The 13,037-nt window shown below is 65.0% G+C and carries 12 protein-coding genes and 1 pseudogene; 6 read left to right on the top strand and 7 right to left on the bottom strand.

Translation table 11 applies throughout. The annotated features are described in order from the left end of the window. The first annotated feature begins 155 nt into the window (after positions 1 to 155). The 3 genes from K6I40_RS23805 (at position 156) to K6I40_RS23795 (ending at position 3,557) form a co-directional block, all read left to right on the top strand. On the top strand, positions 156 to 746 hold the full coding sequence (locus K6I40_RS23805) for a 50S ribosomal protein L15e (RefSeq protein ID WP_222917389.1): 591 nt from the start codon (positions 156 to 158) through the stop codon (positions 744 to 746). Between the two features lie 161 nt (positions 747 to 907). Then, complete coding sequence (pdhA, locus tag K6I40_RS28830) at positions 908 to 3,061, top strand: pyruvate dehydrogenase (acetyl-transferring) E1 component subunit alpha (protein WP_222917387.1); 2,154 nt, start codon at positions 908 to 910, stop codon at positions 3,059 to 3,061. A 61-nt stretch (positions 3,062 to 3,122) separates the two neighbouring features. Next, positions 3,123 to 3,557: a universal stress protein gene (locus K6I40_RS23795; protein WP_222917385.1), complete on the top strand. Its 435-nt coding sequence runs from the start codon at positions 3,123 to 3,125 to the stop codon at positions 3,555 to 3,557. Positions 3,558 to 3,661: 104 nt separating this feature from the next. Here K6I40_RS23795 and glmS read toward each other — a convergent pair whose 3' ends face one another. From glmS to thrS, 5 genes are all read right to left on the bottom strand, one after another. Next, a complete protein-coding gene (glmS, locus tag K6I40_RS23790; RefSeq protein WP_222917383.1) occupies positions 3,662 to 4,108 on the bottom strand; it encodes a methylaspartate mutase subunit S in 447 nt (148 codons plus the stop codon). A gap of 191 nt (positions 4,109 to 4,299) precedes the next feature. Continuing rightward, positions 4,300 to 5,010, bottom strand: a complete 711-nt coding sequence (locus tag K6I40_RS23785) for a phosphoribosyltransferase family protein (protein ID WP_222917381.1) — start codon at positions 5,008 to 5,010, stop codon at positions 4,300 to 4,302. Between the two features lie 22 nt (positions 5,011 to 5,032). Further along, positions 5,033 to 6,709 (bottom strand): hypothetical protein, encoded by a 1,677-nt coding sequence (locus tag K6I40_RS23775; protein WP_255681846.1) that lies wholly within the window; start codon positions 6,707 to 6,709, stop codon positions 5,033 to 5,035. Continuing rightward, positions 6,706 to 6,885, bottom strand: coding sequence for a hypothetical protein (locus tag K6I40_RS23770; protein WP_222917377.1), 180 nt, complete (start codon positions 6,883 to 6,885; stop codon positions 6,706 to 6,708). Before K6I40_RS23770 ends, K6I40_RS23775 begins: the two co-directional genes overlap by 4 nt. Before the next feature lie 95 nt (positions 6,886 to 6,980). Continuing rightward, the gene (thrS, locus tag K6I40_RS23765) at positions 6,981 to 8,936 is read right to left on the bottom strand and encodes a threonine--tRNA ligase (RefSeq protein ID WP_222917375.1); all 1,956 of its coding nucleotides are present in this window, start codon (positions 8,934 to 8,936) and stop codon (positions 6,981 to 6,983) included. A gap of 278 nt (positions 8,937 to 9,214) precedes the next feature. Between thrS and K6I40_RS23760 the strand changes: the two genes are divergently transcribed. Beyond that, positions 9,215 to 9,925 (top strand): HAD family hydrolase, encoded by a 711-nt coding sequence (locus K6I40_RS23760; protein ID WP_222917373.1) that lies wholly within the window; start codon positions 9,215 to 9,217, stop codon positions 9,923 to 9,925. Further along, positions 9,922 to 10,563 (top strand): class II aldolase/adducin family protein, encoded by a 642-nt coding sequence (locus K6I40_RS23755; RefSeq protein ID WP_222917371.1) that lies wholly within the window; start codon positions 9,922 to 9,924, stop codon positions 10,561 to 10,563. The genes K6I40_RS23760 and K6I40_RS23755 overlap by 4 nt, the downstream gene beginning before the upstream one ends. Positions 10,564 to 10,602: 39 nt before the next feature. Here the strand turns inward: K6I40_RS23755 and pyrE are convergent, their stop codons facing one another. After that, positions 10,603 to 11,130 (bottom strand): orotate phosphoribosyltransferase, encoded by a 528-nt coding sequence (pyrE, locus tag K6I40_RS23750; protein WP_222917368.1) that lies wholly within the window; start codon positions 11,128 to 11,130, stop codon positions 10,603 to 10,605. Between the two features lie 171 nt (positions 11,131 to 11,301). Here pyrE and K6I40_RS23745 point away from each other — a divergent pair, with 171 nt between their 5' ends. Further along, a complete protein-coding gene (locus tag K6I40_RS23745) occupies positions 11,302 to 12,261 on the top strand; it encodes an alpha/beta hydrolase (protein WP_222917365.1) in 960 nt (319 codons plus the stop codon). A 102-nt stretch (positions 12,262 to 12,363) separates the two neighbouring features. Here K6I40_RS23745 and K6I40_RS23740 read toward each other — a convergent pair. Then, positions 12,364 to 12,908: pseudogene (locus K6I40_RS23740) on the bottom strand (CDP-2,3-bis-(O-geranylgeranyl)-sn-glycerol synthase). Positions 12,909 to 13,037 lie beyond the last annotated feature (129 nt).

Genomic DNA, 13,037 nt, shown 5'->3' with positions numbered 1-13,037 from the left:
CCCTTATACTCGAGAGCTGGGAATTGGAAGTAGACTCGCTGGTTCGCGCGGGCATCAGCGGGCACCTGTACGACGCGGTGTCACAGGTCGGGATGTGATCCGCGGGGCTCGGCCCCGGTCGGGATTGAACCACGCAACGCCCGCGGGAGAATACAATGGCAAAAAGCTTCTATTCCCACATCAAGGACGCATGGAAGGACCCCGACGACGGTAAGCTCGGGGAGCTGCAGTGGCAGCGCAAGCAGGAGTGGCGCGACCAGGGTGCGATCGAACGGATCGATCGCCCGACGCGTCTCGACAAGGCACGCGAACTCGGCTACAAGGCCAAACAGGGCATCATCGTGACCCGGGTCTCGGTCCGCAAAGGGACCGCCCGGAAGCAGCGACACAAAGCCGGTCGGCGTTCGAAGCGCCAGGGTGTCAACCGTATCGGGCGGCGGAAGAACATCCAGCGCATCGGCGAAGAGCGCGTCTCCCGGAAGTACCCCAACATGCGGGTGCTCAACAGCTACTGGGTCGGTGAAGACGGTTCGCAGAAGTGGTTCGAAATGATTCTCGTCGATCCGAACCACCCCGCGATCGAGAACGACGACGATCTCAGCTGGATCTGCAACGACGACCACACGAACCGCGCGTTCCGTGGCCTCACCAACGCTGGCAAGTCCAACCGCGGTCTCAACAACCGTGGCAAGGGCGCAGAGAAGGTTCGTCCGTCTAACACGGGCGGTCAGGGCCGCGCGAAGTAACGCGCACAGTTACCGCAGCCGATTTCACGCCGATTTTTTCGGACTCGCCTCAAGAGCGCGAGCGCCGTCAATCACTCGGGCAGTCTGGACGATGTCGAGCCGACCGCAAGGCGCGCCATCGCCGAGACGGACACTAAGTGTACAACCGTGGTACCGGCCGTATGCCACGCTCGCAGGTCGCCACCTTCTCGATCGATCGCGTCGAGATACTCGACGAGGACGGCCGCGTCGACGAGTCGCTCGAGCCCGACATCGACGACGACCGGCTCCTCGAGTGGTATCGGACGATGAAGCGGTCGCGCCGACTCGACCGTCGGGTGATCGCCCTCCAGCGACGGGGTGAGTTAGGAACGTTCGCGCCCGCGACGGGACAGGAGGCCGCCCAGGTCGGAAGCACCGCGGCGCTGGATGAGACCGACTGGACGGTGCCCGCATTCCGCGAGCACCCCTCGGCGCTGGCCCGCGGGGGCTCTGCGCAAGCGATCATCGAGTACGCGATGGGGCTCGAGGAGGGCGGGGAGCCGCCCGACGACGTGCCGATGATGCCGCCGTCGATCGCCGTCGGAACCCAACCGCTGCATGCTGCCGGAATCGGGTGGGCGGAGTCGATGAACGACACTGATTCGGTCGCGCTCACCTACTTCGGGGACGGCGCGACCAGCGAGGGCGAGGTCTACGAGGCACTGAACCTGGCCGGCGTCTACGAGGCACAGACCATCTTCTTCTGCCAGAACAATCAGTACGCGATCTCGACGCCGCTGTCGAAACAGACGCGAGCGGCGTCGCTCGCTCAGAAGGCCGTCGCCGCGGGCATCGAGCCGATTCAGGTCGACGGCAACGATATTCTGGGCGTCTACGCGGTGACGAAGGAGGCCAGAGAGCGCGCCCGCCGCGGCGTCCCGACGCTGATCGAGGCGACGACCTACCGGCGGGAGATGCACACGACGGCGGACGATCCCTCTGTCTACCGCACCACCGAGGAGGAGGAATCATGGGAACCGTTCGACCCAATCCTTCGGTTCGAGCGCTATCTCCGCGAGCGCGGGATTCTTGGCGACGAGACGGTCGAATCGATCGAGTCCGAGATCGAAGCCGACCTCGAGGAGTCACTCGAGGCGGCCCGAGAGACGGAAGCGAACGCCGACCCGGTCGACATGTTCGACACCGCGTACGCGGATCGACCCCCGTATCTCGAGCGCCAGCGAGAGGCGTTCGTCGCGGACGAGGAGTATACGGTCGCGCCAGCCGATGGAAGCCAACGCGGTGACGGTGGGTCGGCGGCAGATTCGGGCACTGGTGATGGAAGCAGTGCTGGCGAGACGGCAGAAGCCACCGATACGGACCTCGCAGACGCCGAGCGACTGAACATGGTCGAAGCCATCCGAGGGACGCTCCGTGCCGAACTCGAGCGGGACGACGACGTGCTCGTCTACGGTCAGGACGTCGGTGTCGACGGCGGCGTCTTCCGCGCGACGCAGGGACTGCTCGACGCCTTCCCCGGCCGAGTTCACGACGCGCCGGTGGCCGAGGCGGGCATCGTCGGCCTCGGCATCGGCCTCGCGGCGGCGGGCTACCGACCGGTCGCCGAGATCCAGTTCGCCGGGTTCACGTTTCAGGCCTTTTCGCAGATCCACCAGCATCTCTCGCGGATGCGGAGCCGCTCGCGCGGACAAGTCACCTGTCCGATGGTGGTCCGCGCGCCCTACGGCCTCGGTGTGTCGGCACTCGAGCACCACTCCGAGAGCTACGAGGCAGGCTACGCCCACATTCCGGGGCTGAAAGTCGCGATCCCCTCGACGGCTCGGGACGCAGCCGGACTGTTGCGGTCGGCGATCCGCAGTCCCGATCCGGTCCTCTTCTTCGAACCGATGCCGCTGTATCGGGCGGCCCGGCGACCGGTGCCGGAAGAGACGGTCGTCCCACTGGGAGAGGCGCGCACGGTCGAACAGGGGACCGACGCCACCGTCGTCACGTGGGGCGCGATGGTCCCGGAGGTCGAGGACGCAGTCTCCGATGTCGCGGCCAATATCGAGGTGATCGACCTGCGGACGATTAGCCCGATGGACACCGAGACCGTCCTCAAATCGGTCCGCAAGACCGGTCGGTGCGTCGTCGTCCACGAGGCCCCGCGGACAGGCGGATTCGCCGGCGAGATCGCCGCCCGGATTTCGGACGAGGCTGTCTGGTATCTCGAGGCACCGATCGAACGGGTGACGGGCTACGACGTTCCCGTTCCGCTCCCGGCCCGCGAGGAGTCGTATCGGCCAGATCCGAACCGGATTCGAGCGGCGATCGAACGGGTGCTCGCCGCGTAGGTGCTCCCAGAGTTCCGAACCCGGAGGTGGACTTATTCCGAGGGCCGACGTACGGGTAGGTATGGCAAACCACGTTCTCGTCGCGATCGATGACTCGACGCAGTCGACTGAGGCGCTCGAGTTCGCTTGCAGGGAGTATCCGGAGGCGACGATCACTGCGCTCTACGTCCTCGATCCGGGCGATTTCTACGCGGTCAGCGGTATCGAAGGAACCGCGATGGCGAACTACGACGAGATACAGGGCCACCACGAGGAGCGAGCGGAGAAGATCCTCGAGACGGCACGGGAACAGGCGGCCGAACACGGCGTCGAACTCAAGACGGAGCACGTCCTTGGGAGTGTCTCACGATCGATCGTGGATTACGCCGCCGAGCACGATGTGGATCACATTGTCGTTGGCAGCCACGGCCGGACGGGTGCGAGTCGAATTCTCCTCGGCAGCGTCGCGGAGACGGTCGCCCGCCGGTCGCCGGTGCCGGTGACGATTGTCCGGTAGTCGGTCCGTTGCCAATAGCGGTTACAGACTCGTGTGCGGAGACAAACGTAGCGACCGCTACCCGCTCGAGTCGGTGCGTGAAAAGAGGTGACGCGTCGGTCAGATCAGGCCGAGACGGTCTGGCCTTCCTGCTCGCTCTCGGTCGAGCGCATGTCCAGGTCGGCCATCAGGGCGTCGATGGCCTCCTCGGGATCGGTCTCGGAGTCGAAGACTCGGTCGAATCCCATCTTCCGGAAGAACGACCGCGTCTCGTCGAAGTCGTCCTGTCCGACGGCGAGGTTGCCGCCGATGTAGGTCGTGACGTCGAGGTCGGCCTCGGTGATCCGCTGGTGGAAGCCCTCGCAGTCCTGTTTCGCGTGCCCGTAGAGCGAGGAGACGAGTACAGCCTCGGCGTCGTTGGCGGATGCGGCTTCAACGAACTCCTCCTGAGAGCTCTGGACTCCCAGGTTGACGACGTCGAATCCGGCTGCCTCCAGCGCCTGTTCCAGGATGGTAATCCCGACGACGTGAGCGTCGGATCCGATCACGCCGAGGATGACTGTCTTCGTCATGTGCGTACCACCACAAACCGGGGGACCACCATAAACCTAATGATTAATAATGTGGCAATGGTTCGCACGGTTTCCGTCCTGCGATTACTCGGCGTTTTTCGGCGGACGGGGCCCTCACTAATTCGTTCGTCCCCTCGTGAAGAAAATCGCTGTCCGATCGTCACGGTACTGCGCGGAACGCGAGTCGCACGTCAGACGGTCGTCAGCGCGCCGACCGACGCGTCGGTGCGCTCGCGGGCGCGCCGGATACCGTCCCCGCCGGCCGCAATGAGCGCGAAGACGCCGGCGACATCGGCCTCGGCGGTGTGAGCGATGTCTAGCAGGAGTTCCTGGGTCTCGCCCGATCGGATGAGATCGTCGACGACCAACACCGATTCGCCCGGGGCGATGGCCGAGGCGGGCAGGTAGTAGGTGAGTTCGATGCCGGACTGCAGGCGCTGGCGGGCCTCGATAAACTCCTCGACAGCGGTCTCCTTGCTCTTCTTCGCGTAGGCACAGCGGACGCCGTAGTAGCTCGCGAGCGCGGCCGCGAGCGTGATCCCGTCGGTCGCGGCGGTGAGGACGACGTCCGGGCGATCGAAGTCGAACCCGTTGGCCACGACCGGAGCGGCCAGGTCGAGGAACGGCTGGTCGAAGACGGTCGCGGAATTGTCGACGTACCCCTCGTCATCGACGCGGATGCGGGCGTTGAGTTCCTCGGCGAGCGCCTCTCGGCCGAGATCCTCGACGACCTCGCGTGCGCGGTCGGTCCCCGGCAGCACGTGGCCGTTGACGTACCGATTGAGATCGCCCGCCGGAAGCCCCGTCGTCTCGGCGAGTTCGTCGTAGGTCCGCGTCTCCTTCAGCATCCGCAACACGTCGACGGCCCGTAACTGGAGGGCTGCCTTCTCGGCTCTGTTCATACAGATATGCATGATTCCGCAACTATGGGTATTGCGATCGGGTTCGAACGATGGGATCAGCACGAACGTGGCTGTGTCGCGTCGGCGGGCGCGTCCCTCCGGAACACGGAGTCGGTCCGTCACCTGTTGGCCACGGATGGACCGGTTTCGGGCCGCTCGAGGTCATCTCCGTGTCCGTGTCGACGGACGAGGCGCTGCATGACCCGCGCCTTCGCCTTCCGGAGGACGGCGGGAGCGCCGCCGATGGGAGACGAATCGACGGTGGGAACGCCGAACAGGTTCTGCGGTTTGTCGGGGTGTGGACGGTTCGTACGCTCGTCGACCGCGACGCGTCGATCGCACCGGAGTGATTACGCCTCGAGCCGATCCTCGAGAACGGCGACCGCCTCGGGTAACGCTTCGAGTCGTGCGCCGATGACGACGTACTCCGCATACTGGTCGAACAGGTCCGTCCCAGAGGCATCGACCACGCTTCGGATCGAGGCATCGACCCGCTCGAGTCGTTCGCATTCGTGCGCGAGAGAATCGCCGCCCAGCGACGGATCGTCGGGTGCGAACGATGCGTCGGCCGCGGTCTCGAGCGCGGATTCGCGGACCTCGCGAACGTCGTCGACCGTCTCGATAGTTCGGTGAGCGCCGTCTTCGATCCGTTCACGAATCGTCTCGAACGCGCGTCGGTCGCGCTCGAACGCGCAGGCCTCACGAAGTGCGGACGCCGTCCGGCCGGCCGCCGCTTCGTCCCTCGTCCGCGCACGCGCTTCGACAACCGAAAGCGCCCTTCGCGAAGCACCCGTTCGGCGACCGTCTCCGAGACATCGGCGTCGACCGATTCGACGAGACCCGATGAGTGACCCGGGATGTCCGCCGCATCGATCGCGGCGAGCGATCGGTCGAGCGCGTCCTCGAATCGTGTTTCGAACGATCGATCGTCGTCGAGCCGCGCCTCGTGGCGACGCTCGAGTTCCGTCGTGAACGCGAGTGCCGCTCGAGCCCGCTCGATTACGCCGCCGATTTCTCCGACGGAGAGGGCGACGGTCGTGTCGTCGCGTGATCGGTCGTCGAGCCACCGACCGGCGGTATCCAGCTCGCTCTCGAGGCGCTCGAGCCACCGACCGGCGGCGGCCAACTCGCTCTCACGGCGGTACTCGAGGAGCAGCGTTCGCTGCGGATCGGTGCCGAGATACTCGCTCTCGGTTTTCTGTCGCTCGACCCGTGTCGCGACGTCCTCGAACGCCGATTCGAGCTTGTCTCCGGATGGGCCATCGTCCACCGCATCGAACGCGATGGCCGCCTGGCGGGCGAAGCGACGCGCGACGATACTGCGTCGCATCGTGTGGAACCGATCCGACGACTCTGCGACCGCCTCGTGTTTGTCCCGTGCAATCTCCCGCGTGCCGTCGATCTCCCTCCGCACGGCATCGATCGATACGTCATCGGCCTCGAGCGGGTCCGGAACGGACTCGAGCAGTTCGTCGAGTCGGTCGATGGCGTCGTCGACGGCGCCCTCGCTCGGCCGGACCGGTGCCGGCCGGGCGACGTTCAGCGCGTCCATCGACAGGATCGAGTCCAGGTCGTCGGCTTCGAACTGCTGAGGCGAGTCGTCAGCCTCGAGGAACTCGAAATCGAGACAGCCGGCCGCCGCGCCGAGGGCACCCGTCCCGACCGCGCCGAGCACCGTTTGTCGCTCGAGGCGGGTCATTCGTTGCCCTCCGCGTGTCCGTCACCGTCGGTTTCGGACCCCGGTTCGCACGACGGACTCACGTCGTCGGTTCCGTCGGGGGCGGTCGAACCGTCGGCACAGCCGGTGGCGGCCGTACCGGTCGCGGCGACCCCCGCTCTGAGCGGTCCGCGTCTCGAGGTATGGAGGGCAGACATATGTTCACGTTCGAGGTGTTAGATAAGTATCTTGTCGTTGTGGCGACGATAACTCGTGCTCGCGAGAACGGAAAAGACGGACGGCACTCGAGCGCTCAGTCTTGCAGGAAGTCCGGTTCGGTCCGCTGTTCCTCGATTTCGTCCTCGAGGTGCGCACGGAACTCATCGATCTCGACATCGTACTCTTGGTCCTCGAAGCGGTCTCGAACCGAGATGTTGCCGTCGTCCTCCTCGTTGTCGCCGACGATGATCTGATAGGGGACCCGGTCGTCATGGGCCGCGCGGATCTTCCGCTCCAAGGTGGAGTCGCGACCGTCGACCTCGACGCGGAAGTCGTCGAACTCGTTCGCAACGCGGTGGGCGTAGCCGAGATTGTCGTCGGAGATCGGTAGCACGCGGACCTGTTCGGGCGCGAGCCAGAGCGGGAACCGGCCCTCGTAGTGCTCGATGAGCATCATGAAGAACCGCTCGTAGCTGCCATAGAGTGCGCGGTGGATCATCACGGGCTGGTGCTCCTCGTTGTCCTTGCCGACGTAGTTCAGGTCGAACCGGTCGGGCATGTTGAAGTCCAGTTGGACCGTCGGCCCGTCCCACGAGCGGCCGATGGCGTCCTCGAACGCGAAGTCGATCTTCGGCCCGTAGAATGCACCGTCGCCCTCCTCGATCTCGTACTCGTGGCCGTGTGACTCGAGGACGCTCTCGAGTTGCTCCTCCGCACGCTCCCAGATCTCGTCGCTGCCGACCGACTTCTCGGGGCGCGTGGCCAGAGCCATCTCGTACTCGAGGTCGAACGTGTCGAGCACCTCCGTGATCATGTCCATGATCTGCTCCACTTCCGACTTGATCTGCTCGGGGCGGACGAATAGGTGGCCGTCGTCGATGGTGAAGGCCCAGACCCGCGAGAGGCCCGATAGCTCCCCGCGTTGCTCCTTGCGGTAGACCTTCCCGTTCTCGGCGTACCGAATAGGGAGGTCACGGTAACTCCAGGACTGATCCTGGAAGATCGCAGCGTGGCCAGGACAGTTCATCGGCTTCAGGCCGAACTCGTCGTCGCCGACGTCGAAGATGAACATGTCGTCCTGGTAGTTCTCGTAGTGGCCCGACCGGTGCCAGAGGTCCGTCTTGAAGACGTGGGGCGTCTCGACGTAATCGTAGCCCGCGTCCTTGTTCAGCGTCTCGACGAAGTCCTCGAGCTCCTTGAGGATGGTCTTCCCGGCTGGGTGATACAGCGGCAATCCGGGGCCCGTGACGTCCTGAATCGAGAACAGGTTCATCTCGTTGCCGATCCGACGGTGGTCGCGCTTCTCGGCTTCCTGTTTGCGCTCTAAGAAGTCCTCAAGGTCGCCCTCGTCGGCGAAGGCGGTGCCGTAGATGCGCGTCTGCATCGTGTTGTCCTCGTCGCCGCGCCAGTAGGCACCGGCAATCTCGAGCAGTTCGACAACGCCGATCTCGCCAGTTGATTCGACGTGGGGGCCGGCACAGAGATCCTCCCACTCGCCCTGCGTGTAGAACGTGACGGTGTCTTCCTCCTCGGCGAACTCCTCGAGAAGCTCGAGCTTGTAGGGTTTGTCGGCTAGTCGCTCTCGTGCCTCCTCGATCGAGACGACCTCGCGCTCGATCTCGTAGTCGGCCTCGATGATCTCCTCGATTTCGTCCTCGAGGTCGGCGAGGTCCTCCTCGTCGACGTCGAGGTTGTCGAAGTCGTAGTAGAAGCCCTCGTCCGTCGGTGGGCCGATGGCGAGATCGACATCGTCGTAGTGGCGCTCGACGGCTTGGGCGAGACAGTGGGCCGCGGAGTGGCGCATGACATCGAGATATTCGTCTGACTGGTCCGTGATGATCTCGAGTTCGGCGCCGTCGTAGGCGGGTTCCTCCTTGGCGACGAGTTCGCCGTCGAGTTTGCCGGCGACCGTGTCGCTACCGAGACCGGGACCGATCTCGTAGGCGCAGTCCTCGACAGTCGCGTCGGCGTCGACTTCGAGTTCGGATCCGTCGGGCAGTACGACCGTTATCTGTTCCTGTGACTCTGATTCTGGCTCTGGTTCTGACATGGGTGTAGCTGGTAATAATCTGGGAACTTCGGTGAGAAGTTCGGTCGGACGTCCGCCGTGGCCGCTCGGCTGTGGGTCGATACCGACACAGCGAGCGGTAGGTGTGGGTTAGAAGCGGGCGAAAGCCCCTGTAAAGCGGACACCTACCATCGTGGATTCGAATTCTCTCGAGTGGGATAAAAGCCTTCTGATGGTGTGTCACCGCGGCGGCACTGATCGCATTTTCACGCTCCCGTTCGGACCGACAGTCGTTTTTCGGTTCCCGTTGCATTCCCGGTATGAGTGCCGACGCCGTCTTCTTCGACTTCGACAACACGTTCTATCCCTACTCGCCGTGCAATCGGGCGGGGAAGGACGCCGCTCGAGAGACCGCGCGGGAACTGGGCTACGACTTCGATCGCCAGGCGTTCGAGGCGTTCTACCAAGACGGGCGTCGGGCGATCAAGCGTGAAGTTCCCGGTACGGCGGCCTCTCACGATCGATTCCTCTACTTCAAACACGCGCTCGAGCGCCACACCGGCCGACCGAAGCCGACCGAGGCGCTCGCGCTCGGCGAGGCGTACTGGGCGGCGTACATCGACGCGATCGATCTCGTTCCGGGCGTCGAGGAGACCCTCGAGACGTTGCGAGATCACGGGATCGACGTCGCGGTCATCACGAACTTCACGGCGCGGACCCAACTCGAGAAACTCGAGGCGGTCGGACTCGCGGAAGACATCGACCTGCTGCTGACCTCCGAGGAAACGGGCCGCGAGAAACCCGGGTCGGTCATGTTCACGCTGGCGCTGTCGCGCCTCGAGCGTCGCCCGTCCGAGACGGTGATGGTGGGCGACAACGTCGAGGCCGATATCGTCGGGGCCAACGCAGTCGGCCTCGAGACGGTGCTGTTCAGCGCCGACGGCGACGAACCCGACGGTCCACTCGAGGGCCACCGGGAGCCGGACCACCGGATCGATGCGTTCGCGGACCTGACGGAGGTGGTGCTGTGATCCTCGAGAACGAACGCCGGGCAGTAGTCGAGTCCGCACCGGAGCTCGCAGCGCTAACACCCGGGCGAACGGGAAATTTGAGCGTTCGCGACGGCGATACCGGCGACGCCTTCGCGATCACGCCCACCGGCGTCCCCTACGACGGCTTCGGCGCTGCTGACGTCCCGGTCGTCGACGTCGACGGCGAGGTCCGCGACGGGCGGATGGATCCGAGCAGCGAAGTGCCGATGCACGCCGCGATCTACCGCCGCGAGGACGTCGGCGCGATCGTCCACACCCACTCGCCATGGGCGACGACGCTGGCCGTCGCCCGCGAACCGCTCCCGCCGATCCACTACATGATCGTCGCGGTCGGGAAGCGCGTACCCGTCGCCGAGTACGCCCCTTACGGAACCGACGCGCTCGCTGAGAACATCGTGACCGCGATGACCGGGGCCGACGCGACGGCGTCGCTCATCGAGAATCACGGCCTGGTGGTCACCGCACCCGACCTCGAGACCGCGCTCGAGAACACCCACCACGTCGAGAGTCTCGCCAGGCTGTATCTCCAGTCGCGGGCGGCCGGCCTCGAACCGGCGACGCTCTCGGACGCGCAACTCGAGACGGTCCTCGAGAAATTCGAGTCGTACGGGCAGTGAACGTTCGTCTCGCTCGCCGCCGAGCCGACAGCCGGTCGGTTAGTCGCGGTCGGCCAGCAGTTCGCTCGCGGTTACCAGCGCCTCCATCTCGACGCCGGCGTCTTCGACGTTCTCGCGGCCGCCCTCCTCGCGGTCGACGACGACCAGCGCGCGCTCAACGGTCGCGCCCGCCTCCCGGAGTGCCTCGACGGCATCAACGAGGCTCGTTCCCGTAGTCACGATGTCCTCGACGACGACGACCTCCTCGCCCTCGTCGAGTCGGCCCTCGATTAGGTTCCCGGTCCCGTACTCCTTGCGCTGTTTGCGTGCGATGACGTAGGGGACGCCGGCCGCGACGCTGGTGGCCGCGGCGAGCGGGACGCCGCCGAGCGCGACGCCGCCGAGTTTGTCGTCGGGTACGAGTCGCTCGGCGAAGGCCTCGGCAATGGCCTCGAGACAGTCGGGATCGGTCTCGAAGAGGTACTTGTCGACGTAGTACTCGCTGGTGCCGCCGTGGGAGAGTTCGAACTCGCCGAACTGGACGGCGTCGGCCGCGCGCAGGGCGTCGATGAGGTCCTGATTCGTCATTGCTCGACAAGGCGCACCGAACCGAAATAAGCGGTGTGGAACGGAGCGCCAGCCGAGAGCGAGTGGGCGGCCGGACGAGACGGTTCACGAACCGGTCGATCGATCGGCCACAACACGAAACTGGGTTACAGTTCCTGTATTTTTTATAGCCGCCGACGAGTGCGTCACATAATGACACCGTCCAGTGCAGACGAGCCACACCCGGACGTACAGGCGTTTCTCGAACTCTACGAATCGATCGACACGCCGTCGTTCGATGAGGTCTCGGCCCGGGAGGCCCGCGAGATGTTCGACGAAATGCAGGTCACCGAGGAGCCCGATATCGAACTTGAGTCCGTCGAGGACCGGATCATCGACGGCCCCCATGGCGACCTGTCGATCCGGATCTACGATCCCGGCACTGACGGTGACGACCGACCGCTGCTCCTGTACTTCCACGGCGGCGGCTGGGTCATCGGAACCATCGATACTCACGACGGGGCCTGCCGAAAGCTCGCCGCTGACACCGGCTATCCCGTCGTCAGCGTTGACTACGGACTCGCGCCCGAGCACCCCTTCCCCGAGGGACTCGAGGACTGTTACGCGGCGCTCGAGTGGGCGGCCGACGCGGCCGACGATCTGGATGCCGATCCGGAAAAACTCGTCGTGGCAGGCGACAGCGCCGGTGGCAACCTCGCGGCGGGCCTGTCGCTGCTCGCCCGGGATCGCGGCGGTCCTGAGATCGCCTATCAGTTACTAATCTATCCCAGTACGGGGAAGGTGACCGAGACCGAGGCCTACGAAGAGAACGGCGAGGGCTACATGCTCACGAAAGACGATATGGCGTGGTTTCGCGGTCATCTCTTCGAGAGCGAGATCGATCAGGGGAACATCTACGCCATGCCCCAGCTCGCATACGACCTCTCGGACCTGCCGCCGGCGACGGTCATCACCGCCGGCTTCGACCCGCTCCGCGACGACGGGGCGAACCTCGTCGAGCGACTCGAGAACGAGGGCGTCTCCGTCGCACACCACCACTACGACGATATGATCCACGGGTTCTTCAACATGATCTCCGAGCCAGTGAACCTGGATCGGGCCCACGAGGCCCACGACGACGCCGTCGCCGATCTGCACTCAGCGTTCGAATAGGCGTCGCAGTCGTCGGATCGCTCTCAGTCCGATCCTTCTCGAGAACGGGCAGAGATCAGTTGTACTGCCGACTCGGTCCAGAGAAAGACGATTGGGCGACGCCTACCACGGCTCGTTCTTCAGCCCGAGTTTGTATGCGATCATGTTCGTCGTCACATGTAGGATCGGCGTGAGGACCACGACGACGAGGATGACCTCGAGCGTGAACCACTCGCGGAACCACTCGAAATCCAGCAGGGCGACCAGGGGAAGCGAGACGACGACGAAGTCCAGCTGATCGAGACCGGGAAACATCGCGCCGCGCTGGCGGCCGCTTCGGCGTTTGAGGAACGACGCGAGGATGTCGCCGAGCATGGCACCGCCGGCGAGGCCGAGCGCCGCGAGCAGGGTGAATTCCGGCACCGCGAAGCCGAGCGCGCTGCTGACATCCTGTGCGAGGACCGTCAACACCGCCGCGAGCGCGAGGCCCGCCGCGATTCCCATTGCCGTGCCGCGCCAGGTCTTCCCGTCGCCCAGCACGCGCTTGTCCCCCACGTCCGGCCGCCGTCGATCGGCCGCCCGCCGCCGGCGAGCACCGCGGCGTTGTTGGGGACATAGGCGGGCAACATCGCCCAGAACGCGATCACAATAGTCTCAAGGATTGCCATATCGGCGGGACGAACCGACGTGTCTTAACGGGCGGTGGTTCGGATGGAGCCAATTCGGTAGTGCTCGAGGTGGCCGCATCCGGACCTACTTTCCAAGAGTCACTGCTCGTCATCGACTCGACCCGCATA

This window comes from Natrinema sp. SYSU A 869 (genome assembly GCF_019879105.1).
Taxonomy (GTDB): Archaea; Halobacteriota; Halobacteria; order Halobacteriales; family Natrialbaceae; genus Natrinema.
This window is presented reverse-complemented; position numbering and strand designations above follow the sequence as displayed.